This window comes from Actinomadura hibisca NBRC 15177, from assembly GCF_001552635.1.
GTDB classification, from domain to species: Bacteria; Actinomycetota; Actinomycetes; order Streptosporangiales; family Streptosporangiaceae; genus Spirillospora; species Spirillospora hibisca.
In genome coordinates this window covers 228,341-255,322 of record NZ_BCRO01000019.1, presented here as the reverse complement: position 1 = coordinate 255,322, position 26,982 = coordinate 228,341, and the positions used below count along the sequence as shown (strand labels likewise).

The 26,982-nt window shown below is 70.8% G+C and carries 29 protein-coding genes; 19 read left to right on the top strand and 10 right to left on the bottom strand.

Features of this window, described 5'->3' with window-relative positions; all coding sequences use genetic code 11:
- Nucleotides 1-82: 82 nt before the first annotated feature.
- Together dapC and fdxA are read right to left on the bottom strand one after the other, a co-directional pair.
- Nucleotides 83-1,168: a succinyldiaminopimelate transaminase gene (dapC, locus tag AH6_RS10080; RefSeq protein WP_067477224.1), complete on the bottom strand. Its 1,086-nt coding sequence runs from the start codon at nucleotides 1,166-1,168 to the stop codon at nucleotides 83-85.
- Nucleotides 1,169-1,261: 93 nt separating this feature from the next.
- Nucleotides 1,262-1,585, bottom strand: coding sequence for a ferredoxin (gene fdxA / locus AH6_RS10075; protein ID WP_067477221.1), 324 nt, complete (start codon nucleotides 1,583-1,585; stop codon nucleotides 1,262-1,264).
- A gap of 88 nt (nucleotides 1,586-1,673) precedes the next feature.
- On the opposite strand from fdxA, the gene AH6_RS10070 reads away from it, so the two are divergent.
- The 3 genes from AH6_RS10070 (at nucleotide 1,674) to AH6_RS10060 (ending at nucleotide 5,581) form a co-directional block, all read left to right on the top strand.
- Nucleotides 1,674-1,922 carry a putative acetyltransferase gene (locus AH6_RS10070; protein ID WP_067477218.1) on the top strand — a complete coding sequence of 83 codons (249 nt, stop codon included), beginning with the start codon at nucleotides 1,674-1,676 and terminating at the stop codon, nucleotides 1,920-1,922.
- 174 nt (nucleotides 1,923-2,096) lie between these two features.
- Nucleotides 2,097-2,855: an ATP-binding cassette domain-containing protein gene (locus tag AH6_RS10065; protein WP_067477216.1), complete on the top strand. Its 759-nt coding sequence runs from the start codon at nucleotides 2,097-2,099 to the stop codon at nucleotides 2,853-2,855.
- A complete protein-coding gene (locus AH6_RS10060; protein ID WP_067477213.1) occupies nucleotides 2,855-5,581 on the top strand; it encodes a YhgE/Pip domain-containing protein in 2,727 nt (908 codons plus the stop codon). Before AH6_RS10065 ends, AH6_RS10060 begins: the two co-directional genes overlap by 1 nt.
- Before the next feature lies 1 nt (nucleotide 5,582).
- Here AH6_RS10060 and AH6_RS10055 read toward each other — a convergent pair whose 3' ends face one another.
- The 4 genes from AH6_RS10055 to AH6_RS10040 all read right to left on the bottom strand — a co-directional run bounded on the left by AH6_RS10055 (nucleotide 5,583) and on the right by AH6_RS10040 (nucleotide 9,234).
- Nucleotides 5,583-6,185, bottom strand: a complete 603-nt coding sequence (locus AH6_RS10055) for a polysaccharide deacetylase family protein (RefSeq protein WP_373861769.1) — start codon at nucleotides 6,183-6,185, stop codon at nucleotides 5,583-5,585.
- Nucleotides 6,186-6,637: 452 nt separating this feature from the next.
- The gene (locus tag AH6_RS10050) at nucleotides 6,638-7,510 is read right to left on the bottom strand and encodes an enoyl-CoA hydratase-related protein (RefSeq protein ID WP_067477210.1); all 873 of its coding nucleotides are present in this window, start codon (nucleotides 7,508-7,510) and stop codon (nucleotides 6,638-6,640) included.
- Between the two features lie 52 nt (nucleotides 7,511-7,562).
- A complete protein-coding gene (locus tag AH6_RS10045; RefSeq protein ID WP_067477207.1) occupies nucleotides 7,563-8,708 on the bottom strand; it encodes a hypothetical protein in 1,146 nt (381 codons plus the stop codon).
- A 169-nt stretch (nucleotides 8,709-8,877) separates the two neighbouring features.
- On the bottom strand, nucleotides 8,878-9,234 hold the full coding sequence (locus AH6_RS10040; RefSeq protein WP_067477204.1) for a hypothetical protein: 357 nt from the start codon (nucleotides 9,232-9,234) through the stop codon (nucleotides 8,878-8,880).
- Between the two features lie 127 nt (nucleotides 9,235-9,361).
- On the opposite strand from AH6_RS10040, the gene AH6_RS10035 reads away from it, so the two are divergent.
- The 5 genes from AH6_RS10035 to AH6_RS10015 all read left to right on the top strand — a co-directional run bounded on the left by AH6_RS10035 (nucleotide 9,362) and on the right by AH6_RS10015 (nucleotide 13,399).
- Nucleotides 9,362-10,168 carry a class I SAM-dependent methyltransferase gene (locus tag AH6_RS10035; protein WP_067477201.1) on the top strand — a complete coding sequence of 269 codons (807 nt, stop codon included), beginning with the start codon at nucleotides 9,362-9,364 and terminating at the stop codon, nucleotides 10,166-10,168.
- 10 nt (nucleotides 10,169-10,178) lie between these two features.
- Nucleotides 10,179-10,817, top strand: a complete 639-nt coding sequence (locus AH6_RS10030) for a hypothetical protein (RefSeq protein ID WP_067477199.1) — start codon at nucleotides 10,179-10,181, stop codon at nucleotides 10,815-10,817.
- 120 nt (nucleotides 10,818-10,937) lie between these two features.
- Nucleotides 10,938-11,462 (top strand): hypothetical protein, encoded by a 525-nt coding sequence (locus AH6_RS10025; protein WP_067477196.1) that lies wholly within the window; start codon nucleotides 10,938-10,940, stop codon nucleotides 11,460-11,462.
- On the top strand, nucleotides 11,456-12,145 hold the full coding sequence (locus AH6_RS10020; RefSeq protein ID WP_067477193.1) for a PKD domain-containing protein: 690 nt from the start codon (nucleotides 11,456-11,458) through the stop codon (nucleotides 12,143-12,145). Before AH6_RS10025 ends, AH6_RS10020 begins: the two co-directional genes overlap by 7 nt.
- Nucleotides 12,146-12,373: 228 nt before the next feature.
- Entirely contained in the window at nucleotides 12,374-13,399 is a 1,026-nt protein-coding gene (locus tag AH6_RS10015) for a trypsin-like serine peptidase (protein WP_067477190.1), read from the top strand.
- A 62-nt stretch (nucleotides 13,400-13,461) separates the two neighbouring features.
- Here the strand turns inward: AH6_RS10015 and AH6_RS10010 are convergent, their stop codons facing one another.
- Nucleotides 13,462-13,692: a hypothetical protein gene (locus AH6_RS10010; protein WP_067477187.1), complete on the bottom strand. Its 231-nt coding sequence runs from the start codon at nucleotides 13,690-13,692 to the stop codon at nucleotides 13,462-13,464.
- A 113-nt stretch (nucleotides 13,693-13,805) separates the two neighbouring features.
- Here AH6_RS10010 and AH6_RS10005 point away from each other — a divergent pair, with 113 nt between their 5' ends.
- Nucleotides 13,806-15,320, top strand: coding sequence for an alpha/beta hydrolase (locus tag AH6_RS10005; protein WP_067477184.1), 1,515 nt, complete (start codon nucleotides 13,806-13,808; stop codon nucleotides 15,318-15,320).
- A 130-nt stretch (nucleotides 15,321-15,450) separates the two neighbouring features.
- Here AH6_RS10005 and AH6_RS45820 read toward each other — a convergent pair whose 3' ends face one another.
- A complete protein-coding gene (locus tag AH6_RS45820; RefSeq protein ID WP_067477180.1) occupies nucleotides 15,451-17,580 on the bottom strand; it encodes a TNT domain-containing protein in 2,130 nt (709 codons plus the stop codon).
- A gap of 104 nt (nucleotides 17,581-17,684) precedes the next feature.
- On the opposite strand from AH6_RS45820, the gene ybiA reads away from it, so the two are divergent.
- The 10 genes from ybiA to AH6_RS09960 all read left to right on the top strand — a co-directional run bounded on the left by ybiA (nucleotide 17,685) and on the right by AH6_RS09960 (nucleotide 26,511).
- Complete coding sequence (ybiA, locus tag AH6_RS09995; protein WP_067477177.1) at nucleotides 17,685-18,206, top strand: riboflavin biosynthesis intermediates N-glycosidase; 522 nt, start codon at nucleotides 17,685-17,687, stop codon at nucleotides 18,204-18,206.
- A 47-nt stretch (nucleotides 18,207-18,253) separates the two neighbouring features.
- Nucleotides 18,254-19,420 carry an alpha/beta hydrolase family protein gene (locus AH6_RS09990; RefSeq protein ID WP_067477174.1) on the top strand — a complete coding sequence of 389 codons (1,167 nt, stop codon included), beginning with the start codon at nucleotides 18,254-18,256 and terminating at the stop codon, nucleotides 19,418-19,420.
- A 20-nt stretch (nucleotides 19,421-19,440) separates the two neighbouring features.
- Nucleotides 19,441-19,986, top strand: a complete 546-nt coding sequence (locus tag AH6_RS09985; protein ID WP_067477171.1) for a GNAT family N-acetyltransferase — start codon at nucleotides 19,441-19,443, stop codon at nucleotides 19,984-19,986.
- A 10-nt stretch (nucleotides 19,987-19,996) separates the two neighbouring features.
- A complete protein-coding gene (locus tag AH6_RS09980) occupies nucleotides 19,997-20,512 on the top strand; it encodes a hypothetical protein (RefSeq protein ID WP_067477168.1) in 516 nt (171 codons plus the stop codon).
- The gene (locus AH6_RS09975) at nucleotides 20,509-21,549 is read left to right on the top strand and encodes a DUF6183 family protein (protein WP_067477166.1); all 1,041 of its coding nucleotides are present in this window, start codon (nucleotides 20,509-20,511) and stop codon (nucleotides 21,547-21,549) included. The genes AH6_RS09980 and AH6_RS09975 overlap by 4 nt, the downstream gene beginning before the upstream one ends.
- Nucleotides 21,550-21,781: 232 nt before the next feature.
- Nucleotides 21,782-22,387: a hypothetical protein gene (locus tag AH6_RS43595; RefSeq protein WP_157431380.1), complete on the top strand. Its 606-nt coding sequence runs from the start codon at nucleotides 21,782-21,784 to the stop codon at nucleotides 22,385-22,387.
- Nucleotides 22,381-23,190: a hypothetical protein gene (locus AH6_RS43590; RefSeq protein WP_157431379.1), complete on the top strand. Its 810-nt coding sequence runs from the start codon at nucleotides 22,381-22,383 to the stop codon at nucleotides 23,188-23,190. Before AH6_RS43595 ends, AH6_RS43590 begins: the two co-directional genes overlap by 7 nt.
- An 11-nt stretch (nucleotides 23,191-23,201) precedes the next feature.
- Complete coding sequence (locus AH6_RS44615) at nucleotides 23,202-23,936, top strand: hypothetical protein (protein ID WP_169807824.1); 735 nt, start codon at nucleotides 23,202-23,204, stop codon at nucleotides 23,934-23,936.
- Nucleotides 23,933-25,684, top strand: coding sequence for a serine/threonine-protein kinase (locus tag AH6_RS42235; protein ID WP_169807823.1), 1,752 nt, complete (start codon nucleotides 23,933-23,935; stop codon nucleotides 25,682-25,684). The genes AH6_RS44615 and AH6_RS42235 overlap by 4 nt, the downstream gene beginning before the upstream one ends.
- Nucleotides 25,685-25,767: 83 nt before the next feature.
- Complete coding sequence (locus tag AH6_RS09960) at nucleotides 25,768-26,511, top strand: DUF5710 domain-containing protein (RefSeq protein WP_245679254.1); 744 nt, start codon at nucleotides 25,768-25,770, stop codon at nucleotides 26,509-26,511.
- Here AH6_RS09960 and AH6_RS42230 read toward each other — a convergent pair.
- Complete coding sequence (locus tag AH6_RS42230) at nucleotides 26,447-26,758, bottom strand: DUF397 domain-containing protein (RefSeq protein WP_083982530.1); 312 nt, start codon at nucleotides 26,756-26,758, stop codon at nucleotides 26,447-26,449. The two genes, AH6_RS09960 and AH6_RS42230, sit on opposite strands and share 65 nt — an antisense overlap.
- On the bottom strand, nucleotides 26,758-26,967 hold the full coding sequence (locus tag AH6_RS42225) for a DUF397 domain-containing protein (RefSeq protein WP_083982528.1): 210 nt from the start codon (nucleotides 26,965-26,967) through the stop codon (nucleotides 26,758-26,760). Before AH6_RS42225 ends, AH6_RS42230 begins: the two co-directional genes overlap by 1 nt.
- Nucleotides 26,968-26,982 lie beyond the last annotated feature (15 nt).

The following is a 26,982-nucleotide window of genomic DNA, read 5'->3' as shown; positions in this document are numbered from 1 at the left end:
GCCAGGCGAGCCCCCTGGGCCGGGACGTCAGGAAACACAGCCGCCAGGCGAGCAACCTGGGCCGGGGCTGTTGAAACACCGTCTACAAGCGCTCGACGGCCGCCGCCACCCGCTCGTCGGTGGCGGTGAAGGCGACGCGGACGTGCCGGTCGCCCGCCGGACCGTAGAAGTCGCCCGGCCCGACGATGACGCCGAGGTCGGCCAGATGCCCCACGGTGTCCCAGCAGGGCTCGTCGCGGGTCGCCCACAGGTACAACGACGCCTCGGAGTGGTCGATGCGGAAGCCGTGCCCCTCGAACGCGCCGATCAGCGCCGCGCGCCGCCGCGCGTACCGCTCGCGCTGCTCGGCCACGTGCGCGTCGTCGTCGAAGGCGGCCACCATCGCGGCCTGCACGGGCGCGGGCACGATCATCCCGGCGTGCTTGCGCACCTCCAGCAGCCGCCTGACCAGGGCGAGGTCGCCGGTGACGATCCCGGCGCGGTATCCGGCCAGGTTGGAGCGCTTGGACAACGAGTTGAGCGCCAGCAGCCCCTCGTGCGAGCCGCCGCACACGTCGGGGTGCAGGATCGAGATCGGCTCGCGGTCGGGGTCCCAGCCGAATTCGAGGTAGCACTCGTCGCTGACCACGATCGAGCCGCGCTCGCGGGCCCAGGCGACGACCTTGCGCAGGTGCTCGGCGGGCAGCACGCGGCCGGTCGGGTTGGACGGCGAGTTCACCCAGACGATCTTCGGGGCCGCGGGGCCGAGGCCGAGCAGCCCGTCGGTGGCGACCGAGGAGGCCCCGGCCAGCCGCGCGCCCACGTCGTAGGTCGGGTAGGCGAGCTGCGGGAAGACGACCTGGTCGCCGGGGCCGAGGCCCAGCAGCGTCGGCAACCACGCCACCAGTTCCTTGGTGCCGATGACCGGCAGCACCGCGTCCGGGTCGGCGCCGGTCACGCCGTGCCGGCGGCGCAACCAGCCCGCGACGGACTCGCGCAGCGCCGGCGTCCCGTAGGTCGCCGGGTAGCCGGGCGCGTCGGCGGCGGCGGCCAGCGCCGCGCGGATCGGCTCGGGGGTGGGGTCGACGGGCGTGCCCACCGACAGGTCCACGACCCCGCCGGGGTGCGCGGCGGCCCGCTCCCGGTACGGGGTGAGACGGTCCCAGGGGAAATCCGGCAGCGTGAACAACGACCCGCCCTCCTAGACAGACCGCAAGGCCGTGCCCTCCCCGTCGTCCGGGAGGTCACGGCCCTGAGGGTACGGAAACCCGCGCGGGGAGCCTCAGTCCTGGCTCTGCGGGGGCAGCGCGGCGACGATCGGGTGGTCCTTGTCGATCTTGCCGACCTTGGACGCGCCGCCCGGCGAGCCCAGGTCGTCGAAGAACTCGACGTTGACCTTGTAGAAGTCCTTCCACTGCTCGGGGACGTCGTCCTCGTAGTAGATGGCCTCGACCGGGCAGACCGGCTCGCACGCACCGCAGTCGACGCACTCGTCGGGGTGGATGTAGAGCTGGCGCTTGCCCTCGTAGATGCAGTCGACCGGGCATTCCTCGATGCATGCCTTGTCGAGCAGGTCCACGCAGGGCTGCGCAATGACGTAGGTCACGTTAGTGACTCCTCTCCCGGCTCACCGCAAGCTCGCTGTGAATAGTATTGCCGCCACGGCTCAGTCGATTCGACACGGGGGTCCTCACATGTCCGGCCGTCTCGCCGCGAGGCTGGTGGTCTCGATCAGTTCGGCGGACGTGGGCCAGCGGGTCTCGCTGCGCCGCCGTCTGCCAACGGGAGAGTACAGCGACGTGGTCGGCGTACTCGAATCCTGGTCCGACGGGCGGCTGCTGGTCCGGCGGCGCACCGGCGAGGTGGTCGAGGTGCCCGAGGGGATCGTGGTGGCCGGGAAGGTCGTGCCGCCCGCGCCGCCCGAGCGCCGCCGCCGGGCCTGACCTGCCGCGACGCCCGCGCGGGACCGGTGGCGACGTCCGCGCGGTACCGGCGGCCGGTCCGCCCCGCGCGGACCGCCCAATCGGCGGCAAAGCCTTGGCGATGAGTGCGGCGGCACCGCTGGTGGCGCTGTCCGGCCGCGTCCGTTCCTCCCCAGTCTGTCCTGGGGGGTCGAGATGGAACCAGAGCAGGACGTTCCGGCGGGCACGACGCAGGACTTCGCGAACGGCGGTGCGGACGACGGCGCGGTGGTGCAGGCCGCGGGCCTCGGCCTGCGCGGCCGGCGCGGCTGGGTGTACGCCGAGGTCGACCTGCGGGTCGGCGCGGGCGCGCTGGTCGCGGTGGCCGGGCCGGGCGGCAGCGGCCGCACGTCGCTGCTGCTGACGGTGGCCGGGCGCATGAAGCAGACGACCGGGATGTTGCGCGTCTGCGGCCACGACCTGCCCGGCGAGGCGGCGCGCGTGCGGCGGTGCGCGGCGGTGGCGCGGGCGACCGGCGCGGCCGAGCTGGAACCGGACCTGCGCGTCCGCGAGCACGTGCGGGAGCGGCTGCTGACCCTGCGGGACGTGCCCGCCGGGGCGTTCGACGACGCCCGCGCGCTGGTCGGGCTGGAGGCCTCCGGCAAGGAGCTGGTGCACGAGCTGCCGTCGTCCGACGCGACCCGGCTCGCGCTGGCGCTGGCGCTGCTGGGCTCCCCCGCGGTGATCGTCCTGGACGACCTCGACGACGGCGCGGACGCCGCCGACCAGTACGCGTTGTGGCAGGCCGCGCGGCGGGCCGCCGACACCGGCCCGGTCGTGCTGGCCGCCGCCACCGAGCCCTCCCCCGCCGAGGGCCTGGCGGACGCGCTGGTGGAGCTGACCCGCGCCCGCCCCGCCACCGGGTCCGACGACGAACCCGCCGCCGAGAACGCCCCGCAGGACGGTGACGCCTGATGCGCGCCTTCCGGCTGGCCGCCTACGAGCTGCTGCGCTTCCGCTCCCCGATGCAGATCGCGGGACTGCTGTTCCTGCTGCTGGTGCCGCTGCTGTACGGCGGCATCTACCTGTGGTCGAACTGGAACCCCTACTCCAAGATCAGCCAGGTGCCGGTCGCGGTCGTCAACGAGGACCGCCCGGTGACGGTCGAGGGCCGCGACATCGACGCGGGCGCCGACTTCGTCGCGGAGCTCAAGAAGGAGCGGCTGCTCGGCTGGCGCTTCACCGACGCCGCCGAGGCGTCCGACGGGCTGAAAGACGGCCGCTACTACGCGATCATCACCGTGCCCGCCGACTTCAGCGCCAAGCTGACCAGCGGCGCGGCCGGGACGCCCGAGCAGGCGGCGATGTCGATCCGGCTGGACGACGCCAACAACTTCCTGGTCGGGATCATGGCCGGGACCATCCAGTCGGAGCTGGAGCGCAAGATCTCGGCGGCGGCGGTGACGGCCTACTTCGAGGCGGCGTTCGGCAAGCTGGACGAGCTGCACGACGGCCTGGCGGACGCAGCCAAGGGCTCGGCCGAGCTGCGCGACGGTCTCGGGCAGGCCAAGGACGGCTCGGCGCAGCTCGTCGGCGGCCTGGGCGAGGCCAAGCAGGGCACCGGCGCGCTCGCCACCGGCCTCGGCCAGGCCAAGAAGGGCTCGACGCAACTGGTCGGCGGCCTGAACCAGGCCAGGCAAGGCACCGGCGCGCTCGCCACCGGCCTCGGCCAGGCCAAGAAGGGCTCGACACAACTCGTCGGCGGCCTGGAGCAGGCCCAGCAGGGCACGGGTGCCCTCGCCACCGGCCTCGGCCAGGCCAAGAAGGGCTCATCACAACTGGTCGGCGGCCTGGAAACGGCCGACCAGGGCACCGGCGCGCTGGCGGGCGGCCTGCGGCAGCTCAAGAACGGCACCGGCCAGCTCGCGCCGGGCGCCGACCGGCTCGCCCAGGGCTTGCACAAGCTGACCACCGAGGCCGTGCCGCTGGCCGACGCGGCGTCCCGCTCCCTGCCGGACCTGGCGGCCCTGACGGTCGCGGCGTCCGGGGACGCGGCCGAGCTGACCAAGCTGGCCACCGAGGTCGCCGAGCACGTCGCCTGGCTGACCGGCCGGATCGACGACTGGCTGCACGGGCTGGCCGACGCCCACCCCGACATCGCCGCCAGCCCGCGCTACCAGCGGCTCCAGGAGGCGGTCCGGAACCTGGACGGCACCGTCGCGCAGCGCCTGCGGGAACTGGCCGCCGCCTACCCGGAGGTCGCCCGGCAACCCGGCTACCAGGAGATCCTGCAAGCCGCCGAGCGGCTGGACGCGACCCTGCACAGCAAGCTCAACCGGCTCGCCGACCGGCACCCCGAGCTGCTACAGGATCCTGTCTTCCAGGACATCCTCCGCCTCGCCGACCTCATCGCCGACCGGACCCGGCGCATCGCCGCGCTGGCCGCCGGGGTCAACGGCTCCGCCCAGAAGATCGCCGCCGACGCCCGCACGTTCCAGACCCACGTCCCCGCGCTCCAGAAGAAGATCTCCTCGGCCGAGACCGGCCTGCTCGCCCTGGACGCGGGCGGCGGGCAGGTCGCCGCCGGGGCGCGCCAGGCCGACGCGGGCACCGGCAGGCTCCTCGCCGGGGCCGACGCCCTGCACGCGGGTTCCGGCAAACTGCTCAGCGGAGCCCAGCAACTCGACTCCGGGAACACCAGACTCCTCAACGGCGCGCAGCAACTCAACGCGGGCAGCGGCAAACTTCTCAACGGCGCTCGGCAACTCGACGCGGGCAACACCAAACTCCTCGGCGGAGCGCAGCAACTCAACGCCGGAAGCGGCAAACTCCTCAACGGCGCTCGGCAACTCGACGCGGGCAACACCAAGCTCCTGAACGGCGCACAACAGCTCAACGCCGGAAGCGACCAGCTCCTCAACGGCGCTCAGCAACTCGACTCCGGCAACGCCCAGCTTCTCGACGGAGCCAAGGAACTGGCCTCGGGCCTGGCATCGGCCGAAAAGCAGGTCCCCACCGTAGGCGACCAGGGCGACACCGCCGAAAAGCTCGCCAACCCGGTGAACGTGAAGACCTCCAACGCCCACCCCGCCAAGACCTACGGGCGCGGACTCGCGCCGTTCTTCATCGCGATCGCGCTGTGGGTGTTCGGCATCGTCGCGTTCCTGCTGCTGCGCCCGGTGTCGGGACGGCTGCTGGCCTCGCAGGCCGGGGCGGCGACGGTGGCGTTCGCGGCGTGGCTGCCGGTGTTGTTCATGGGTCTGCTGGGCGCGCTGCTGCTGTTCACGGTGCTGACGGTGGGGCTCGGCCTGGACGCGGTCAACGTCGGCGGCACGCTGGGGCTGATGGCGCTGGGCGTGGCGACCTTCAGCGCGATCGTGCACCTGCTGCGGCTGACGCTGGGCGCCGTGGGCGACGCGCTCGCGCTGGCGCTGCTGATGCTGCAACTGGTGTCGTGCGGCGGCCTGTACCCGGTGGAGACGTTGCCGCAACCGTTCCGGGCGATCCACGACGTGGTGCCGATGACCTACTTCGTCGCGCCGATGCGGGCCACGATCTCCGGCGGGCAGACTTCGCACGTCGTCAAGGACGCGCTGATCCTGGGCGGCTTCCTGGTGGCCGCGCTGGCGCTGCTCGTCCTCGCGGTGCACCTGCAACGGCGCTGGTCGATGCGGCGGCTGAAACCCGAGCTGGAGCTGTGACCTACCACTTGGGGTAGAGGCGGCCGGGCTTGAGCTGCTTGCCCTGGTAGAGCTCCGAGACGGTGACCAGGGTGAAGCCGCGGCGCTTCAGCCCGGCCACCACCTTGGGCGCGGCCTCGACCGACGCCTCGTGGATGTCGTGGTAGAGCACGACCCCGTCCCTGCGGGGCTCGCGCACCCCGACCCGGGCGTTGCGGGCGACGCTGCGGTAGCGCCAGTCGAGGCTGTCCACGCTCCACATGATCAGCGGCATGCCGATCGCCTTCCCCACGCGGGCGTCGGTGGCCCCGTAGGGCGGGCGGAACAACGTCGGCTCGACGCCCGACGCCTCCTTGATCGCCTCCTGGGTGCGCCGCACCTGCGACCGCACCCCGGCGCTGGACAGGCTGGTGAGCTGCGGATGCGACCAGCTGTGGTTGGCCAGCTCGTGGCCCTCGGCGGCCATGCGGCGCACCAGGTCGCGGTGGGCGTGCACGTTCTGGCCGAGCATGAAGAACGTGGCGCGCGCGTCGGCCTGCTTGAGCTCGTCCAGCAGGTGGGCGGTGTACTCGCCGGGCCCGTCGTCGAAGGTCAGCGCCACGCACTTGGCCTTCGCGCAGTCGATCTGCCGCGGCGGCGGTGTGGGAACCGGCGTGGGCGCGGCGGGAGACGCCGGCGCCGGAGACGCCGGCGCGGGCAACCCCGGCGCGGGAGAACCCGGCGCGGGCGAACCCGTGGAAGACGGCGCGGCGCGCCCGGCCTGCTGGCCCGGCACCGCCGCCTGCTGCCGCACGGAGACGGCCTGTCCGCACGCCGCGGCCAACACGCCCGCCGCGACGAGCACAGTGCAATTTCCGGCACGCACCACTTACCCCCGAAAGTGTCGCTCAGGGTGATTGATACCCCTGCGCCACTCCGACACACCGCCGCCAACGCAAGATCACCTGCTCGTGACCGTTTCGTGAATCCCCCGGCGAAAGATCCATAACACGCGAAACCCCGGGGCCCGCGGCCCCGGGGTCACGACGTGCGCGCGGTGCGCGTCCGGCGTGCGCGCGGCCCGCCGTCAGGCGCGGCTCAGCGCAGCGGCCAGTCCGGCACCTGCGGCGGCAGGTCGGTGCTGACCCGCATCGGGAACACCGCCGGGCGCTTCTCCAGGAACGAGGTGACGCCCTCGTTGGCGTCGGCCGCGCCGCCCAGCGCCGCCATCAGGCGCGAGTCGGCGGCGTGCGCGTCCCACGGCGACGGGGCCGACAGGCCCGACCACATCAGGCGGCGGATGGCCGCCACCGACACCGCCGAGGTGTTGTCGGCGATCTCGCGGGCCAGCTCGTAGGCGGCCGGGAGCAGCTCGTCGGGCGCGTACAGGCGCGACACCAGGCCGCCCGCCAGCGCCTCCTGCGCGTCGAACACGCGGCCGGTCGCGGCCCACTCCATCGCCTGGGCGATGCCGACCAGGCGCGGCAGGAACCACGACGAGGCGGCCTCGGTGACGATGCCGCGCCGTGCGAACACGAACCCGAACTTGGCCTTGTCGCTGGCCAGCCGCACGTCCATCGGCAGCGTCATCGTGACGCCGACGCCGACGGCCGCGCCGTTGAACGCGCCGATGACCGGCTTGAGGCAGCGCGCGATGCGCAGCGCCACGGTGCCGCCGCCGTCGCGCGGGGTGCCGTCCTCCAGGACGTCGTCCTCGCCCGCGAACATGTCCTGCGACCTGTCCTTGTCGAAGGTGGCCCCGCCCCCGCCGAGGTCGGCCCCGGCGCAGAACGCCCGGCCCGCGCCGGTGACCACGACGACCCGCACCGCATCGTCGGCGTCGATGCGGTCGAACGCGTCGAGCATCTCGGCCCGCATCGTGTAGGTGTAGGCGTTCATGCGGTGCGGCCGGTTCAGGGTGATCGTGGCGATCCCGTCCTCGACCCGGTACTCGATCTCGGTGTACGACACCTGCGGCCCCTTCTCGCGCCCAATGATTAGAAGCCGATTCTAGGAACCCGGCTCAGCCGAACCACACCCGGCTCAGCGCGGCCCGCGCGACGGCCGCCGCCCGCTCCTCAGCGCGCCGCCCGTCGGAGGCCGGCGCGGTGTACCCGACGATCACGACGACGTTGCGGCGGCGGGCGGCGAGCTGGACGTTGCGGGCGGCCGTGCCGTCGCTCCCGGCGGCGGTGCCGGTGGCGTTGTTGGTGGTGCTGTCGGCGGGCCGCGCGATCTGCCAGGCGGCGTCCCCGAGGCCGGACACCGGGGTGCTGTCGTAGGAGCGCGAGTAGGTCAGCATCCGGTCCTTGGCGTTGGCGACGCCGCCGCTCATGCCCTCGCTGGAGTAGCGGTGCAGGCTGAGGTCCAGCCCGGCGACCCGGCCGGGCTCCGCCCAGCGGCACCCCGACGTCTGGAACGGCTCCCGGTCCAGGTGGGCCTCGTCGGACTGGACGGCCCCGGGCACCATCTGCCGCACGGTCCCGGCGTCGACCGCCGCGCACGCGTGCGGCAGGGCGGCGGCGTCCTTGTTGGTGGGCCACCAGGGCTCCTGCCAGGGCAGCTCGACGAGCTGGACGGCCAGCAGCGCGGCCAGCGGCCACGCCACCACCGCGGCCTTGCCCGCGCCCGCGCGCGTGGTGGGCTTGAGCCGGTTGCCCCCGACCTTCCGCCGCTGGATCTCGCCGACCTCGGCGTCGAAGTCGCCGCTGCGGGCCAGCAGCCCCTCGCGCAGCGCGGCCAGCGGCACGGCGGCCCCGGCGCCGCCCATTCGCACCATGACCCGCCGCCCGAACGGCGTGGTCACGACCTCCAGCCCCCGCACCTGCTTCCACTTGGCCTCGCGCTCGCTGCTGTGCAGCTTGTGGACCATCCCGGTAGGCCCGACGCGGACGAAGCCGTTCACCAGCAGGCTGGCCAGCCGCACGTAGTACAGCGCGCCGACGATGCCGAAGCCGAACAGCGTGAACCGCCCGTAACCCCGGTACACCACGGCGACCACGACCATCGCGACGCAGACCAGCAAGCACGGCACGACCCAGACCAGCATCCGGCGCGGCGGCCGGAACTCCTGCGGCGGCAGGCCGAGCGCCTCGCTCTCCCGCTGCGCGGCGCGCTGCCTGTTCGCTTCCTGCTTCGACTGCCGGGAAGGCTTCTTGGGGGCGGCCATGGCGTCCTCTCGACGGTCAGCGAAGAACGATCGCGACGCCCCACCCCAGCGCTCCGCGCGACGGCCGCGGCACGACGGCCTGCGGCTCCTGGGTCTGGGTGTCGGTCGGCGGCACCACGGCTCCTCACGGGGCAGAAGTCGCCCCGGAGCCTAATGGAAGCGTCCCTCGCTAAACACTCGCTTCCGGGAAAAGCCGGACCAGCAGCTCGCGCCGCCAGTCGTCCACCCGGCCGCCGTGGTCGGGCGGCGGCAGCACCGCCAGGCCGCCCTTGTCGGCGGCCAGCAGCACCGCGACGCCGTCGCCCAGCTCCAGCCGGGCGGGACCGTTCAGGCCGCTTGCGGCCATGCGCTGGGCGACCAGGCCGAGCACCTGCGCCCAGCCCTGCCCCAGGTAGGGCGGCAGGCCGGTGGCGCGCAGCTCGGGCAGGCCGCGCTCGGCCAGGCCGAGGGTGCGCAGTTCCAGGCCGCCGGGCCGCTCGGCTCCGACGATCCGGACCTCGGCGCGTGTGCTCTTCTCCCCGCTCATGGCACGACGGTACGCGGGCGCGCGCGGCCCGGCGGCACCGGCGGGGCGCGCAGTGAGACAGATCACCGATCGGCCTCGACCCCGCCCGGCGCCGCGCGTCGAACGGAATATCGGATAAATTGCGACCGTGAACTGGGCCGTGACGACGTACGACTCCGCCTTCGGGTACGTCTCCGCGCACGGTGCGCCGCTGGTCGACCTGCTCGATCCGCAACCCGGCGAGAAGGTCATCGACCTCGGCTGCGGCACCGGCGCCTTCAGCGCGGAGATCGCCGAGCGCGGCGCCGACGTGCTGGGCATCGACGGCGCGCCGGAGATGATCGCCCAGGCCGCCGCGCTGCACCCGGGCCTGTCGTTCGCGGTCGGCGACGCGCACACCTTCACCACCAGCGAGGCGTTCGACGCGGTGGCCTCCAACGCGGCGCTGCACTGGATGACCCGGGACCCGGACGCGGTGATCGCGCAGGTGCGCGCCGCGCTGCGGCCCGGCGGCCGGTTCGTGGCCGAGCTCGGCGGCGCGGGCAACTGCGCCGAGCTGATCGTGGCGATGCAGACGGCCTGGCGGGTGTTCGGGCTCGGCGAGCCGGACCTGCCCTGGTACTTCCCGAGCCCGGCCGAGTACGCCGCGCGGCTGGAGGAGGGCGGGTTCACGGTGCGGCTGCTGGAGCACGCCGACCGGCCGTCCCGGATGGTGGAGGGGCCCAACGGCGCGGCCGACTGGGTGCGCGTGTACGCGCCGCGCGCGCTGGCGGACGTGCCGCCGGAGCTGGTGGAGCCTCTTCTGGAGCGGGTCAACGAGCTGGCCGCCCCGGCGCTGCGCCGCGAGTCGGGCTGGGTCGCCGACTACGTGCGGCTGCGGTTCGCGGCCGTCCGCAAACCCGACCGCAACGCGCCGATGCCGGAGGGGCCGCACCTCACCGGCACGGTGCTGTGACGATGTCCTCATGACGTTGCGACTGGGAGCCTACGAACCGCCGCCGGGCCGTCCGCTGCGGGTCCACCTCGCGGCCGGGGCGGGCCTTCGCGCGCTGGTCGTCGCCGACCTGCTGCGCAGGGTGGCCGAACGGCGGCGGCACCACGTCCTGCTGACGGTCGCGCCGGAGACGGCCGCCGACCGGGACTGGACCGACTACAACATCCGGCCGTTCGAGACCACGGACACCGGCGCGCACGACCTTCTGATCGTGCCGGAGGGCTCCGACGGCCTGGTGGTGCCGTGCGAGACCGGCGACCCGGGACCGGCGCCGGACCCCCTCTACACGCGCCTGGCGATCCTGGAAATCCCCTACGGCGAGCCTCTGCACCTGGACGCCGACCGTCTCGGGCGCGCGGAGGCCCGCCTGAATCGATGGCGGGAACAAGTCGCGCAGTGGGCCGCCGCGCCGGGCCGTCCGCTGGACCGTCCGCACGCGGCCGAGGCGGAGGACGCCCTCGCCGCCGATCTGGACGCCCCGGCGGCCCTGGCGGCCCTGGACCGGCTGGCCGCCGATCCGGACGTCGCGCCGGGAGCGAAGATCGAGACGTTCGTCCACCTCGACCTGCTGCTCGGGTTCAACCTGGTCGCCGACATCGGCCGCGCCTGATCACCGGAAACCGGCGCGAAGCCGTGATCTCCGGACGTTTGCCCGTCCCGCCCCGCTCCGCGCGTGCCCGTCGCTAACGTGCGGCGACGACGGAACGGACACGAACGGACACCTTCAGCGATGACGAGAACCGGTGCGCTCGCGGCGGCGGCCCTGCTCGCGGGCGCCTGCACGCCGACCGCCGGGGCGTCGGGCGACCTGCGTCCCAGCGGCACCAACCCGCCCGCCCCACCGCCCCCTGAGGCCGCCCCAACGGATGCCGCCTCCGTCCTCACCCGCTACCGGCTGTTCCACGAGGTGCTGGAACACGCGCTGGAAACCAACGACACCAAGCAGATCCGAACGGTCGCGACGAGCGAAGCGGCATCCCGCCTCCTGGCGGCAGTGCGCCGCAACCGCCGCGCCGGTGTGGTCCAACGGAGCCACGCCGTCCCGCGCCCGCGCGTAGCGGCCCTGCGCGCCCGGACGGCCGACATCATCGACTGCGTCTCCACCTCGGGCCTGTGGACTTACAGGAAGAAGACAGCCACCCGCGTCGGCGCTCCCCCACGCTCACAGCGCTATCTGCTCTACGTGAGCATGGCGCGCACGCCGGGCGGCTGGAAGGTCGCCAGGATCGTCCACCCGCGCGATCCGCGATGCTGATCGACGCGTTCACCGCCGCCGTCCTGCTGGCCCCGGCGGACGTGGACTGCACGCCGGGCAACGGCTGGTTGTGCACCATCGGCGCGTCCGCTCCGGCCCCGCGCGCCCCCGCCCGGCCCGGCGGCGGCGGGGCGACACCACCCGAGACCAGCATCCGCGTCGAGTCGATGTGCGCGCCGACCGGCGGAGCCGACCACTGCATCACCCTGCCCGCCGAGCAGACCGCGCGGACGCCGACCGCCCAGGTCGCCGAGATGGCCCGCGACGCGATCGTGCTGCCGCCGCCGCGCCTGCGCACCAGCCCCGCCCGCCGGACGTGGGTCGGCCTGCGCACCTACCTGTGGATCGACGGGACGGCCTGGCGCACGCGCACCGCCCGGGTCGGCGTGGACGGCCAGGAGGTCACCGTCACCGGCCGTCCCGCCCGCGTGGTCTGGGACACCGGCGAGGGCACGCTGACCTGCCAGGGTCCCGGCACGCCCTACCGCAGGGGCATGACCGGATCGTCGTGCGCGCACACCTACCGGCGCGCGGGGGCGTTCACCGTGACGGCGACGTTGTACTACGAGGTCTCCTGGACGTGCACCGGCGCGTGCGACGCCCCGGGCGGCGGCTTCGGGGCGTTGCCCGCCTCGGCGTCGGTGCCGCTGCGGGCCGCCGAGATCCAGACCGCGACCCGCTGAGCGGCCGGTTCCGGCCGCCAAATTACGGACAGACGACCACAGAAACATCCTGGGTGACATTTCCAACTAAAGACTCATGTTGCCGCCGGTTCCCGGTCGCGGTTGACTGTGCGCTCCAACCGTCCGGAACGCTCCCCCCTTCACGGAAGGCAGCACCAGTTGCGTCTTTCAACGCCTCGCCTCCTCATCGCGGGCGCTGCTCTCGGCACCGTCGCGGCCGCTTCCGGCGTGGCCGTCGTGGTCACCGCCGATGACGCTCCGGCCAAGCAGGCCGCGCCGGTCGGCGCCAAGGCCACGGCCGACCCCAACGCCCGGCCCGACGTCCTGTCGGTCACGCAGGACCCCGCGGCGGTCAAGAAGTACTGGACCGCCTCGCGCATCAAGGCCGCCAAGCCGCTGACGCCCAAGAACGTCAACGCCGCCCCGGCCGCCGCCTCGCAACTGTCGGCGCAGAGCGCCGAGCAGTACGCCGCCGGCGCCCCGACCCTGCCCGAGGACGCCCCCGAGGCGCTCACCTCCCAGAGCGCCGGGTACTCGGCCCAGGCCGTCAAGACCGCGCGGCAGTGGACCAGGCACGGCAAGCCGCCGGCGCGCACCACCGGCAAGCTGTTCGGCGTCGACAACCGCAACCGGCAGTACACCTGCTCGGCGACGGTCATCAGCTCCAGGAACAAGCGCACCGTCTGGACGGCCGCGCACTGCCTGCACTCGGGCAGCGGCGGCCGGGCCGGGTTCGCCAAGTACGTGATGTTCCGCCCGGACTACAAGGACGGCAAGTCCTACGGCTCCTGGGTCGCCGACCGCCTGGTCGCGCTGGAGGGCTGGACCAAGAAGGGCGACCTGCGCTACGACATCGCCGGCTTCACGGTGAAGAAGTACCGCGGCCAGGGCATCCAGTACTACACCGGCAGCCAGGGCTACACCTTCGGCTACAAGAAGCGCGCCTACCCGATGTACAGCTTCGGGTACCCGGCCCGCGCGCTGCCGTCGAAGAAGGCGATGAACAGCAACCGCCTCTGGTACTGCTCCGGCAAGACCTTCGGCGTGAACTACGGCGGCGGCAGCGTCGGCCTCGGCATGTGGTGCTCGATGGGCAACGGCGCGTCCGGCGGCCCGTGGATCTACGGCATGCAGCGCAACGGCCTCGGCCGGATCGTGGGCGTCAACAGCACCCACAGCCTGCGCACCCTGCAGATGAACTCGCCGTACCACGGCACGGCCGCGGTGAACGTCTACCGCGCCATCGCGTACTGACCTTCCCCACGCGACGCGAAACGCCCCGCAGACCACACGGTCCGCGGGGCGTTCCCCGTTCGTCAGGGGTTCTCCGGCGCCTCGGGCATCGGCATGGGCTGGGCCTCGCGCATCCGCTTCTCGGTCCAGTACTCCGCCGCGTCCTGAGCCTCCTCGGCGGGCACCTCGTGCACCACCGCGCCGGAGGGCTCCTCGCGTTCGCGATCGGCCTGGCCCGCGGTCGCGAACCCCACGACCGCCGCGCCCGCCGCCGCGACGGCGCCCGCCAGCAGAACGATCCGCCGCTTGTTCATCCGGCCTCCCGGGTCGAGTGAACAAACATCCTAGAAGATGACTCAATCGTGACCTCGCGTCACCAGGATCTCCCTGATCCCATGTTCCCCCCGCAGACAGGGAGTCCCTCTTCGTGACTCGCAAGGGCCGCACGGCCGGAGTCCTGTTCGGCGCCGCCACCCTGACCGCCGCGATCCTCGGCTCGGGCCCGGCGCAGGCCGCGCCCGCCGCTCCCGTCGTCGCCGCCGCCGCTCAGAAGATCACCTGGCGCGCCTGCCCCGACGACCGCACCGTGCAGTGCGGCAAGCTGACCGTGCCGATCGACTGGGCGCACCCCAAGCGCGGCACCATCAAGATCGCGGTCGCGCGCGCCCGCGCCACCCAGCCCGACAAGCGCCTCGGCACGCTGTTCGTCAACCCCGGCGGCCCCGGCGGCTCCGGGGTCGACTTCGCGCTCGACCGCGGCGAGCTGTCCAAGCAGATCCGCCAGCGCTACGACATCGTCGGGTTCGACCCGCGCGGCGTCGGGGCCAGCACGCCCGTCAGGTGCGCCAAGGTGGGCCCGCGCCCGTCGCTCCACCCGCGCAACCAGGCCGAGCTGAACAAGCTGACCGCCTACCAGGTGAAGCTGCGCCAGTCGTGCCGCAAGAAGACCGGCCCGCTGTACGACTTCCTGGGCGCGGGCAGCGTCGCGCGCGACATGGACGCGATCCGCGCCGCGCTCGGCGCGCGCAAGGTGTCCTACTACGGCGTCTCCTACGGCACCTGGCTGGGCCAGCGCTACGCCGAGATGTTCCCCGGCCGCGTCCAGCGCCTGGCCCTGGACAGCACCATGGACCACAGCGTCACGGGCGCGACCCGCTTCCTGGTGGACGAGACGCGCGGCCTGGAGACCGCCTACAAGCAGTTCGCGAAGTGGTGCCCCACCTCCAAGTACTGCGGGCTGCGCGGCAAGGACCCGATCAAGGTGCTGGACGCGCTGATGTTGCGCGCCGAGCGCGGCACCCTGCACGAGATCGGCGCGCCGAAGACGCCGCTGCGCGTGCCGGGGCTCGCCCAGATGATCCGGGTGTCGCTGTACGACCCGATCTCGTGGGCGCAGCTCAGCGAGGAACTGCGCGAGCTGAACCGCCAGAAGCCCAAGACCGTCAAGGCGGCGGCCGTGGACCCGACGCCGGACGGCCTGTTCGCGGGCATCATGTGCAGCGACTGGTCGTTCCCGATCCGCGACGGCAAGGCGATGGCGGCGGTCAAGCGGGAGACCCGCAAGGCGGCCCCGCACATCCGGATCAGCCCGCTGGGCTGGGAGCCGATCACCTCCTGCCTGGGCAGCAAGGCCACCGACCCGCAACGCCCGTACCGGATCAAGGGCGTGCCGCCGGTGCTGATCGTGAACGGCCTGGGCGACCCGGCGACGGTGCACCCGTGGGCGGTGGGCGTGAACCGGCAGATCCCGGGCTCGCGGCTGCTGACCTACGACGGCGGCGGCCACCGCGCGTACTCACTGAGCCCGTGCTCCCGCAAGGCGGTGGACGCCTACCTGCTGACGGGCCGCCTCCCGGCGAAGGGCGCACACTGCCCGGCCGTGATGCCGGACTACACCGAAATGCGCACCCGCCGCACACCCCCGACCAACCCGAGGTTCTAGAGCCCTCCTCTAACGCGAGACCCCAGCCCCTACAACGCACCGCTGACGCGAGACCCCAGCACTCTCACAACGTGCCCCCGATCGCCCCAGGCGATCGGGGGCACGTTCACGCTCTAACCCCGTCCCACTCCTACCCGAACACCTCCACCAACCCCCCGTCCCCCAACAACTCCCCCACCGACCGCGACAACACGTAACCCACCCCGCCCCCCGGCTGCTCGAACCAAGGCACCGCGACCCCCGTCAGCACCCACATCGGCCGCTCGACCCGGTACAGGTGATACGGCCGCCCCGCCCAGTCCGGCGGCAGCGAACGCCGCTCGAACGGCGTGTGCGCGGCGTAGACGAGGTTCCCGCCCGTCTCGCCGAAGCGGTCCAGCATCGTGCCCGCCTGCAACTCGACCATCTGCCGCTCCCGGAACAGCGTCAGCGGCGGTTCCCCCGGCAGCGGCTGAATCGTCTCCCCCATCCACTGCTGTCGCGTCTCCTCCGGCTCGGGCACGGGCGGCGCCGGGACGGGTGGGGCCGGCACCGGCGGCGCGGGCACGGGCGGCACCGGGACCGGCGGAGCCGGAACGGGCGGCACGGGCACCGGAGGCGCAGGCACCACCGGCTCAGCACGACGCTCCTGCGGCACCCCCGCCTCAACACGACCTTCCTGCGTCGCCCCCAGCCCAGCACGCCCTTCCTGCGCCCCCACCGCCTCGTCTCGACGCTTCCGAGGCACCAGCAGCACACTCCCCAACAAGTGAGCCGCCGCCTCCCCCACCTCGTCGAAGACGCTCTCGCGATACCGCTCGCCGTCATCCAGCCGGAACACCGACCAACGCCCTTCCTCCACCAGGCACCAAGCCCCTTCAGCGGTCTCCCGGATGCGATAGGAGCCTGGGTCCACGCCGAGTTCCTCCAGTTTCTCGCTCAGCCGCGTCAGCCACTGTTGGGTGAAGACCTTGCCCACCGGCTCAGGCGCGGAACGCCCCGTGACAGCGGCGTTGGCGGCGTCCATCGCCGTCTCGTCCACCTCCGGCACCCGGAACCCGCCCGCCCGGATGTGCTCGACCAGGTCAGGTTCCGGCGGCAGGCCGTGCTCCGCCAGGTAGTAGCCCACCGCGCCCGACCACACCCAGGTGCCGTCCGTGTGGAACGTGAGCGGCACCCGGTCGCCGCGCGCCGGATCGAGCTGGTCGGGCGCGTACGAGCGGGCCGCCAGCACCACCGGCGCACCCCGCAGGTAAGCCACCACCCGCTCGACCTCCTCCTCCGGAACCGCCGGCCGCGACACCGACGGCCCTTCCCCGTCCGGACCCAGACGGTCGAACACGCGGGCCTTCCGTACGCCCTCGGCCGGTGCCGTCACCGGCGCGACGGCCTCCGGGACGCCGCCCAGCGTCCGGCTCATCCACTCCGGTACCCGGTCGCGCGGAAAACGTTCCAGTTCTCGCCGAACGTCATCGATGGAAGGCGGTTTGCCCCAGTCGGGCTCCTCGTCGTGGGTGAACGCCGCGCGGCAGCGCACCCCGCCGTCCTCGTACAGGATCTCGAAGTCGATCCGCGACCACGTCGAGCCCTGGAAACCGTGCGTCCCGGCGCGCAGCCGGTCCAGCAGCACGGCGGCGGCGCGCGGCGGCGTCCAGGTCTGTGTCCGCCCGTCCGCCAGCTGCACCATCAGCGGCGGGAACTCCACGTGCTCCCCGGCCGCCTGGTAGTACCCGAACGCCCGCTCCCACAGCGCGGGGACCTGCACCGCCAGCAGCACGCTGAGCCGGTCCGACAGCACCTCCATCTGCTCGACGGGATTGAGCGTCAGCGGCGCGGGGTCGATCGGGTACTCCGGCTCGCGGTCGGACATGCGGTCGCGCAGCCAGGCGGGCAGGTTGCCGCCGTCGCGCGGCAGCACGGTCTGGTCGCGCCGCCAGCACTCGGGCGGGATCGGCGGCTGCCATCCCGGGTCGAAGTCGAAGTTGTAGAAGGGCCGCGCGGTCTCCGGCTCCACGTGGAAGACCATCGAGAACCAGGTGCCCTGCTCCGACAGGTAGTGCGCGCGGCGCAGCTCGACCAGCAGGTCGGCCAGCTCCGGCGGCGGGTTCTCGGCCGTGGCGACCTTGCCGTCGCCGGTCAGCACCGTCAGCGCGACCTCGTGCACCGCGACGGTCGCGCGGCAGGACACGTCCGCGCGCCGCCAGCCCGGCGGGGCGACGGCCCGCACCAGGTCCACGATCTGCCGCTCCAGCACGGTGCTGCGTTCGTTGCGTCCCGCCATCCAGGTCCCCCTGAAGTTCGCCGACCCGACGATCCGCAGGTTATCCGTCCACACCGGGCGGAAAAGGGGTTGGCGTCCGGTGCGCGGTCCGGCAGGCTCGGAGGATGCGCGTAGCGGACCTGATCAAACTGGAAGAGCAGCGACAACTGCCGGAGTTCGTGCTGTTCTGGGGCGGGAAGCAGCGCAAGGGCTGCCTGAGCCAGTGGTGGCCGTCACCGTTCGTCCTCGACGACGTCGTCTACCCGACGGCCGAGCACTACATGATGGCCGAGAAGGCGCGGCTGTTCGGCGACGAGGAGAACCTCAGGCAGGTCCTGGCGGCCGACTCCCCGGGCAAGGCCAAGGCGATGGGGCGGCAGGTGCAGGGCTTCGACGAGCGAACCTGGGTGGAGCACCGCTACGACATCGTGGTGCGCGGCAGCGTCGCGAAGTTCGGCCAGTCCGACGAGCTGCGCGGGTACCTGCTGTCCACCGGCGGCAAGATCCTGGTGGAGGCCAGCCCGCTGGACAGGATCTGGGGCATCGGCCTGGCCGAGGACCGCCCCGAGGCCTTGACTCCGTCCCAATGGCGCGGCGAGAACCTGTTGGGCTTCGCCCTGATGGACGCCCGCGACGCCCTGAAGTAGGCGACCGGTTACCCGGGGCGGCCCTGCCTCGCATAACGTCGTATGTCGTGCCCACCGAAACCGACGCTCCCAGCGTTTCCGCCAGCCCGCCGCGCCGCCACAAGAAGCGGCTCCTGCGCACGCTCCTCGCCGCCGTCGTGGCGCTCGTGCTGCTGGCCGGGGCGGGCGCGGCCGGGATCGGCTGGTACTTCTCGGGCGTCGCGACCGAGGTGGAGCACGGCCGCGAGTACCGGCTGACCGTCCTGGCCGCCGCGAACGGCACCGTGACGCTGCCGCGCGAGCCGGGCACCGTCCGGCCGGGCCTGTGGGGCCTGGTCTGGCGGGACGGCCGCGCGATCATGGGACAGGTCGTCGGCGGCGACGCGAAGACCGTCGTCCGGAAAGTCGAGTCCGTCCCGCAGGGCGCCCTGACGACGGGGCTGCGCGCCGCGATCGACCACTGGGTCTACGGCGGCGACCCCAAGACAGCCCTGGGGCTGGACTTCCAGAACGTCACCTATCCGTCCAAGCTGGGCCCGATGCCCGCCTGGTTGTTGCCCGGCACCACGCCCCGCCGCACCTGGGTGATCGCCGTGCACGGCCGCAACGCCGACCGCGCCGAAACCCTCCGCGCGATGCGGGCCGTCCAGCGCACCGGCATGCCGATGTTGTCGATCGCCTACCGCAACGACGTGGGCGCGCCGGCCGCGCCGGGCGGCCGCAACCTGATGGGCCAGACCGAGTGGGACGAGGTGCGCAACGCCATCGCGTACGCGCGCGGGCAGGGCGCGACCGGAATCGTCCTGTACGGCTGGTCGATGGGCGGCGCGATGGTGATGCGGACGCTGCGCAACGACCCCGCGCCGATCCGGGGCGTGGTGCTGGATTCGCCCGTCATGGACTGGGGCGCGACGCTGGACAAGCAGGGCGCCGAACGCGGCCTGCCCGCGCCGCTGACCGCCGTCGCCAAGCGCGTCGTGGAGTGGCGCTACGGCATCGACCTCGGCCAGTTCGACCAGCGGCGCTACGCCATCACGCTGAAAACGCCGGTGCTGCTGTACACCACCGACGAGGACGAGATGGTGGACAACCGCCCGTCCTACGAGTTCGCGCGCAAGGCCCCTGCCGGACTGGTCAGCCACATCTCCGTGCACGCCGACCACACCGACGCCTGGAACGTCGATGCGAGCGCCTACGAGGCGTCCCTTGACGCATTCCTTCGGAAGGCGGGTTGACGCGCGCTAGGGTCGGAGGCGTGGACGGCGTGTCCTGCCTCAGCACGCCGCGGCTGCTGCTTCCGGCCTGGCAGTACCGCTACGGCGCCGACCTCGCGCGCATGTCGTCCGACGAGCGGGTCATGCGCTACGTGGGCCAGCGCCCATGGCCGCCCGCCCACGCCGCGCTGCGGCACTCCGAGGCCCTGGCGCACTGGGTACGGCACGGCTTCGGCTGGCGCGCCGTCCTGGACCGCCGCACCGGGCGGTTCCTGGGCCTGGCGTCACTGACCTGGCTGCACGACACGCTGCCGGGTATCGAGGACGCGGCCCTGGAGATCGGCTGGTGGACGGAGCCGCACGCGTGGGGCCGGGGCGTCGCCACGGAGGCGGCGCGGGCCCTGCTGGACGAGGCGTTCCACCGGGTGCGGACGTCGCTGGTGGTGGCGCGCTGCGACCCGGCCAACGCGGCATCCGAACGGGTGATGGTGAAGCTGGGGATGACGCGCCGCTCCAGCGACGGAAAAACACTGGTGTACGCCCTGCCCGCCCCGGACGGCCTTTACGACCGGACTCCCTCCCACTAGAAAGATCGCCATGGGATTCGCCACCGGTTACGTCGCCGTCAAAGACCTGTCCCCAGAGGAGATCCTGACCCGCCTCGGCGCCACACTCGGCGAGACCGTCGCAGAACCCGACCTCTCGACCGCACCCACCTGCGTCGCCCCCGCCACGAACGGCTGGACGGTGATCGGCGACTCGGCCCACAACGTCTGGGACGAACCAGACCACCTGACAGCGCTCAGCAAGGGCACCACCCTCGTCACGGCGTACATGGAGGAGCACGACATGTACGCGCACGCAGAGCTGTACCGCGACGGCCGCCGCGTCTGGCGGGTGGTGAGCGAAAGCGGCGAGGACCCGCAGCTCAGCACCGAAGGAACACCGCCCGAAAGCCTGGCCCGCCTCGCGCAGGAGGCCGAAGCGGAGGATCCCGACGTGGACCACCTCTTCGAGGTGCCGTTCGCCCTGGTCACCGAGGCGACCGGCAACGAGGTGGACGGCGGTTGCCCCTGGCCGGAGAGCGGCTTCCGCGAACTGCTCTTCCAGTGAAGAAGGAGCAGGTCCGGCGATACTTGGAGACCGGCCATCTGGCACCCGTCGCGGCCTACCTGACGGACCTGCTGACCGACCGGCACCCGTCCAGCATGACGGCCCGCGCGTTCGAGGACGCCCTGTTGGCCACAGCCCGCTCCCCGGGCCGCGACCGGATCGCTCTAGTCCTGGACATCGCCGAACGCCTGCGAGCCATCGCGCCCTTCCCGCGTCCGAAGCCAGGCATAGCCGCCCCCGAGTTCTGGCTACGCGGTGGCGAGGCGGGGATAGCACTGTGGCTGGCGAACAACCAATCCCTGACGGACCTGCTGCCCGTCCTGGGCACCCGTACGGAACTGGCAGCGTGCCTGCTACACGAACTGATCCTGCGCCACGGCTCCCTAGCGGACCACCCGGAAGCGGTACACCTAGCCGAACACCTCCGCTTGACCAACCACCCCTTGGCCAACCTGCCGCTACAACGCTTGGCCCAGGAAGAACCAGCCTTCCCCCTCCTAGGCTTCCCGACGGCAACCCACGGCCTAGCCAACGAACCGGTCGCACACCAAACAGCCCACGCTTCCCTGCCCATCGAAAGCATCGAGGTCGATTGGCCGGAAGCAGCCCAAGCCAAGGCCGTCCTGCTCGACTACCAACGCACCGACCCGGACCTGGCCGAAGCACGCCTGTACCTGCTGGCCGAGCCCACCACCCCCAGCCCGGCCCTCCTACTGAGCCTGAACGCAGCCTGCCTGACCGGAGCAGAGACGGTGCAGGCCCGCGAGGTGAGCGGCACCGAACTATGGACGACACTGTTCCGCAAGTCCATGGCAGGCGGCCCGTACACCACCTGGCACAGCGGCGCGTACTCCCGTGCACGGGCATGGCAGTCCTACAACGCCCTCTGCGGCCCCGACCCCGGAAGCAAGACCTTGCTGTTCGCAACGACCAGCAACTGGTACCTGGGAGTCGCACCGATCCTGGACCTGGGAGTAGCCGTCCTGCGCCCGGACAGCGAGACGCTGGCCCTCCTGGCCGCAACCGACTCCGACTGAAGCCGCAGACCAGCCCGGCTCCCCGTCCCACCGGTGCCCACATCACCGAAAACCAGATGCACCAGACGCGACGTGCACGGTCAGACCTTTCGGCAACGAATCCCTTTTCTCGCCACATACACCTCTGTAAGCTTTCGCGCGTACTCCGCCCCGTTGTCGGCTGAACAAGTCAGGGATAGCGATGCGCGCCCGGTCGGTACGTACCACCCCCCGCGGACCCCGCCGCGCCACCGTGACGGCTGAGAAGATCCCGACTTCCCCCCTGTTCCGTGCCGCGTCCTGCCTGCTCGCAACGACTTTGCTGGGCAGCACTCTCACGGCCTGCGGCCAGGAGAAGGCGTCGAGCGGCGCACTCAACCCGAACGGAACGTTCGACAGCGCCTCCCCGGCCCCCAGCGGCTCCGCACCACCCACAGGGACGGCCCACCCGTCCAGCCTGCCGACTCCTCAGGTGAACCAGGACGTCCTGAGCCGCTACCGCGAGTTCCAGAAGGTCTACAAACAGGTTTACGAGCGGAACGACGCCACTGATCTGGCCACGGTCGCCGTCGATCCCGTCTTGACAAATGTCACTAGGGACGTCGAAAAAGTAAAGGCAGCAAACCAGGTCTGGCGTTTCACCCTTGTCACCAATCCCAAGGTCTACGCGCGCGCCAAGGACGGGCTGACCGTCTATGTCGTCGATTGCCTGCGCACCCTCGGCAGCTACCGCTTCTCCACCAAGACGGGCAAGCGCACCGGCGGCGGCCCTGGAGGCGCCTTCGTCTATCGCACTGCCGTGCGTTACGACTCCGGCACCTGGAAAGTCTCCGACAGCATCCGGGACGAGAAATGCTGACCACACCGTCGCACCGCACCGAGCCACTGGCCGACTCTCTCGTCCAGGCCGCCCCCTCTTCATCGTTTCACAGGACGAGAAATCCGATGCGCAGTCACCGTTCGCTATTGGTCGTCGCACCGATAACCGCAGTTCTAGGGATCATTCTGCTCCTCGCTCCCCCCGCCAGCGCCGATCCTTGCACCAGGTTGGACTGCGGCTTAGGGAACGGCGGCGGCTCCACCGGTGGCGGCGGCAACGAGGATTCCGGCGGTGGAGGCGGAAGCAACGTCATTCCGGAACTGCCTGGTGAGGAAGGCGGCGGCGGAGGGGTGAACACCGGCCCGCCCCAAGCAGCCCCACCGGCCACTGCCGATCTGGCCGAATGGGCTCGCTCCACGGCCAAGCTTCCCATCCCACAAGTGCACACCTCCCCCGAAGGCAAGACGTACGTGCAGGTCCGCACCGGCTTGTGGGTCGACGGCTTCAACACGGTGCAAACAGCCCCCATCACTGTCGGCGCCCAGACCGTACAAGCGACGGCCACACCACAATCCGTGCGCTGGGAACTGGGTGAAACCACCCTGACCTGCAATGGCGCAGGCAGCAAGGACGGCACCTCCTGTGGTTATACCTATCACCGCTCCTCGACCAAGGCACCGGGCGGCTCCTACAAGATCACTGCCACTATCGTCTGGACAGTGTCCTGGACCTGCTCAGGCGCTGAATGCGACCAGGCAGGTGGGGGCTTGGCTGAAATGACGCAACCCTCCGCACCAACACCACTGGTCGTGGGGGAAATCCAGACCAACACGCAACAGTGAGCGTCGCTGGAATGAGTTACCCCAGCCTCAGGACCTCTCTAATCTTTTGCGTCATCGCAGCTCTGACCTTGACGGGATGCAGCGAAGATCAGAAAAAGAGCACCCCGACTTCGTCGACTCCTAAGCCAGGAGCCACCACCGCGCCACCCAGCTACACCGTCGCAAAAATAAAATCCGCCCTTCTCGCTCCCAAAGAGATGGGCAAGGATGTCAGTGAAATTGATGTCGCACTGACTTCCCTCAAGGAGCGCAAGGCGCCCATGTGCTCACTGTCGAGCGCCAAACTCTCAGGCAGCCCGGACGTCGCCGTGCGCCAGTTCAAGAACTCTGAACGCGGAGGCGACGAGATAAAGTACGGGCAGTTGTTCGCCCGTTACGAGAGCCCAGCAGATGCTTCGACAGCCTACACAGCCCTCAAAGCGACAGCACAAAAGTGCCCAGCTAAAAAACACGTGCCCCAGAAGAAGATCCGCAAGAACTTCGTCCTCCTCTCTCATGACGACACCTGGCAGGTGAGCGATGAGAAGCTGGGAGAATGGGAGCATTTTCGCGGCCTCGAAAAGCATACCGAGCCATCATCCCAAACAAAGTTCAATGTTTATCACTTCATGTACGACTACGCCCTGAGTGGAAATCTCGTTGTCTCCACCCTCTACTGGGAGCGAACAGCGCCCGGCAAATCTGCGGACCCGATCGCTCAACGGGCCACGAAGCTGTTGAAAAAGCAACTCCAGAAGCTCGGATGAGCGGAGGAGACCGGCGCGTCCCCGGCTACGCCGAGATCAAGTTATTGGGTTCTGGGAGTCAGGGGCAGGTTGTACTCGCTCGTCACGAGGCCACCGGTCGAGCCGTCGCGGTCAAGTTGCTCGCGCCCGAACTGCTCAGTGACGTCGAGTCCCTGGCCACCTTCCGGGCCGAGGCCGAACTCCTTAAGCAGGTGGTCGACCCGCATGTGGCGCAAATTCTGGACTATCTCGAAACTCCTCACGGTCCCGTCATCATCATGGAGGCGGTCCCCGGGCATTCGCTTCGTCAGGTGCTGGATAAGTACCGGAAACCCCTCATGCCCGAAACCGCGTTGGGAGTGCTGAAGGGTTCCCTTCTCGGTCTCGCCTCCACCCATGCGGTCGGGGTGGTGCATCGTGACTACAAGCCTGCCAACGTCCTTGTCAAAAGCGACGGTCAGAGCAAGCTCATCGACTTCGGGGTCGCAGTGCTCAGCGGCCATAGCGGCACCGCCAGCACTCCTTCCTATATGGCCCCCGAACAGTGGCTGGGCCAGCCTTCCTCAGCGGCGACCGACATCTATGCGGCCACGTGCGTCTTCGTCGAATGCATCACTGGGGCCAAGCCCTATACGGGTGGGACGATCGATGCGCTCCAGAGTCAGCACATAGGCTCTCCGCCGCCACTCGATCGGATTCCCGAACCACTGCGTCCTCTCGTGGCCCGAGGGCTCGCCAAGCGTCCCGTCGAGCGTCTTAGGAGCGCCACCGAGTTCGTCACCGAGTTGGAAGCGGTCGCCACCCAGACCTATGGCTCGGACTGGGAACGGCGTGGCCTCGTCTCACTCGGTGCCGTCGCCATGCTTCTCGGCACCGCCATCCCGACTGTCCTGCTCAGTTCCGCCGTACTGGCCCCTGGAACCTCCAGTGTAGGGGCCGGGGTCGGGGCCACCTTGGCAGGCCAGGGAGCGGTGCCCTTCGGGAGCGGGCAAGTGGCCGCGTCGGCAGGCAAAGGCGTACTGTCCAAGCTCGGCGGGGCCAAAGGGGCTGCGACCATCGGCGCTGTGAGCACGGGCGTGATCGTCGCTGGATTCGTCCTATGGCCGACGGAACCCACTGTGGGAGATACCGCTGCGGGCCGGTACCAGATTTCCTTCGACCGGCCGCGCGTGATTCTTGCCAATGCCTCGATCCCTGATGGCGAGCGGGCCGCGGGGCCGACCGTGGATATCGCGGTCAAAGTGTCCCCAGCCGTGGTCAGGGCCGGAACGAAGGTGACGGTGACCCACAACTGGACCTCCCGGACGCCTTGGGGCTTGGAGTATCGGGCACCGGGAAAGTACCGCTGCCACTCCCCGAACTCAGAAAAGGGTGATGCCTTTCACCAGACCTACAGTGCTTCCATCGGAGATGCGGAAGGGGCGCGACCCAAGGTGGGTCGGCTCTGGCTGTACGACAGCCCCGCCGACAAGCCCGCCAGGCTTCCGTCCGGTGTTCCTATTCAGGTCAAGACTACAACCCGACAAGACGAGAATCCCAAGGGCTATGACTACTCCAGATGCGCATGGACGTTCCAGTACACCGCCGTCCACGAATTCATCGTCTCTCCACCAGCAATCAAGTTGGGAAAGTATCAACTCTCGCCCTACCATCCCGTGGGCATCTCATCAATGAAGGCCACGGTGAACGGCCGCGTCCAGGAACTCTCCCCAGAAGCGGCCGGTGCGAGAGCTGAGGGAACCTTGCCCGTGATCACCGTGATCGAGTGATGGCCTGGGCAGACCCCGCCCACTACTCCACTTCGCGCCCGTCTCTACCTGTGGCCTACGCAAAGGTGTACGTCCACGCTCACATGACCGCCATCATGGAAGCCACACTCGTGAGCAAGGAGGGCACCACCGGTATGGCAGGCAAGCGCCTCTGGCTTGATGTTTCCTTTTCTCAGAAGGATCAGGCCAAAGCCCATGGGGCCCGCTGGGATCCCAAAGCCCGTCGTTGGTACGCGCCCCGGACTGGGATGGAAGCTCTCCAGCCCTGGATGCCTCTCCCCGACGTTCCCGATCTCCTGCCTGGTGAGGATCGTGGTTTTGGGGACGGGCTCTTTGTCGATCTTGTTCCTTCTACCTGCTGGTTCACCAACGTCCGCACCTGTGTCGACGAGCGGGACTGGGAGCGGCTTCGCAGGATGATCACGGGGCGGGCCGGGCGGCGGTGCGAGGTCTGCGGGCAGGGTGAGGACCGGGACGCTCGGCGCTGGCTCGAAGCCCATGAGCGGTGGGACTATGACCAGCGGCGCCAGGTCCAGTCCCTGCGGCGGCTCGTCTGTCTCTGCACCGACTGCCACACCGTCACTCATATGGGGCACGCCCAGATCACCGGTAAGAGCGCCCAGGCCGTCGCCCATCTCCGGCACGTCACCGGCATGTCGCAGGCCGAGGCCGAGGAGCACATCGACGTCGCCTTCGAGGTCTGGAGCCTGCGGTCACAGGTTCCCTGGACGCTCGATCTCAGCATCCTGACTGACGCCGGTGTCACCCTGCGGCCCCCGCCCGACGCCGCCGAGCGCGTTCACGAAGCCAACCGTCAGCTCGGTTAGGGCCGAGCCGCTTCTGCAAGTTGAGCTCGCCGTCCTTGATCTGGTTGGCCAGAGCACGGGCGGCGGTCGGGCTGATGACGAGGGCGGGGCCGTCCGGGGCCTTGGAGTCGCGGATGCCGATCGCCGCAGGGATGCGGGCGAGTTCGACGCACTCGGCCCCTTCGCCCTGGCTGTAGGACGACTTCCGCCACGACGCGGCGACGAGGGTGGAACGGTGTGCGGCGTTGCGATCGGTTGAGATGATCATTACAAGTCGAGTTCGCCGCGCGTGATGCGTTCATGCAGGGCGCGCCAGGCGGAGCCGGTGATGGCGAGCCTGGGACCTGCTGGGTCCTTGCTGTCGCGCACGGCGGTTCGGTGGCCGCCGCAGGAAGCCACTTCGACGCAGTTACCGCCGGTGTTGCCACTGTGAGTGCTCTTGCGCCACTTGGCGGCAGTTGGGTCCACGTTGGGCATGTCTCCCTCCTACCT

Bases quoted from the DNA above. Each gene is read 5' to 3' on its own strand.
- AH6_RS10070 (WP_067477218.1), top strand. From the start codon at position 1,674: ATGTCCGGCCGTCTCGCCGCGAGGCTGGTGGTCTCGATCAGTTCGGCG.
- AH6_RS10065 (WP_067477216.1), top strand. From the start codon at position 2,097: ATGGAACCAGAGCAGGACGTTCCGGCGGGCACGACGCAGGACTTCGCG.
- AH6_RS10060 (WP_067477213.1), top strand. From the start codon at position 2,855: ATGCGCGCCTTCCGGCTGGCCGCCTACGAGCTGCTGCGCTTCCGCTCC.
- AH6_RS10045 (WP_067477207.1), bottom strand. From the start codon at position 8,708: ATGGCCGCCCCCAAGAAGCCTTCCCGGCAGTCGAAGCAGGAAGCGAAC.
- AH6_RS10040 (WP_067477204.1), bottom strand. From the start codon at position 9,234: ATGAGCGGGGAGAAGAGCACACGCGCCGAGGTCCGGATCGTCGGAGCC.
- AH6_RS10030 (WP_067477199.1), top strand. From the start codon at position 10,179: ATGACGTTGCGACTGGGAGCCTACGAACCGCCGCCGGGCCGTCCGCTG.
- AH6_RS10025 (WP_067477196.1), top strand. From the start codon at position 10,938: ATGACGAGAACCGGTGCGCTCGCGGCGGCGGCCCTGCTCGCGGGCGCC.
- AH6_RS10020 (WP_067477193.1), top strand. From the start codon at position 11,456: ATGCTGATCGACGCGTTCACCGCCGCCGTCCTGCTGGCCCCGGCGGAC.
- AH6_RS10010 (WP_067477187.1), bottom strand. From the start codon at position 13,692: ATGAACAAGCGGCGGATCGTTCTGCTGGCGGGCGCCGTCGCGGCGGCG.
- AH6_RS45820 (WP_067477180.1), bottom strand. From the start codon at position 17,580: ATGGCGGGACGCAACGAACGCAGCACCGTGCTGGAGCGGCAGATCGTG.
- ybiA (WP_067477177.1), top strand. From the start codon at position 17,685: ATGCGCGTAGCGGACCTGATCAAACTGGAAGAGCAGCGACAACTGCCG.
- AH6_RS09980 (WP_067477168.1), top strand. From the start codon at position 19,997: ATGGGATTCGCCACCGGTTACGTCGCCGTCAAAGACCTGTCCCCAGAG.
- AH6_RS43590 (WP_157431379.1), top strand. From the start codon at position 22,381: ATGCTGACCACACCGTCGCACCGCACCGAGCCACTGGCCGACTCTCTC.
- AH6_RS44615 (WP_169807824.1), top strand. From the start codon at position 23,202: ATGAGTTACCCCAGCCTCAGGACCTCTCTAATCTTTTGCGTCATCGCA.
- AH6_RS42235 (WP_169807823.1), top strand. From the start codon at position 23,933: ATGAGCGGAGGAGACCGGCGCGTCCCCGGCTACGCCGAGATCAAGTTA.
- AH6_RS09960 (WP_245679254.1), top strand. From the start codon at position 25,768: ATGACCGCCATCATGGAAGCCACACTCGTGAGCAAGGAGGGCACCACC.
- AH6_RS42230 (WP_083982530.1), bottom strand. From the start codon at position 26,758: ATGATCATCTCAACCGATCGCAACGCCGCACACCGTTCCACCCTCGTC.
- AH6_RS42225 (WP_083982528.1), bottom strand. From the start codon at position 26,967: ATGCCCAACGTGGACCCAACTGCCGCCAAGTGGCGCAAGAGCACTCAC.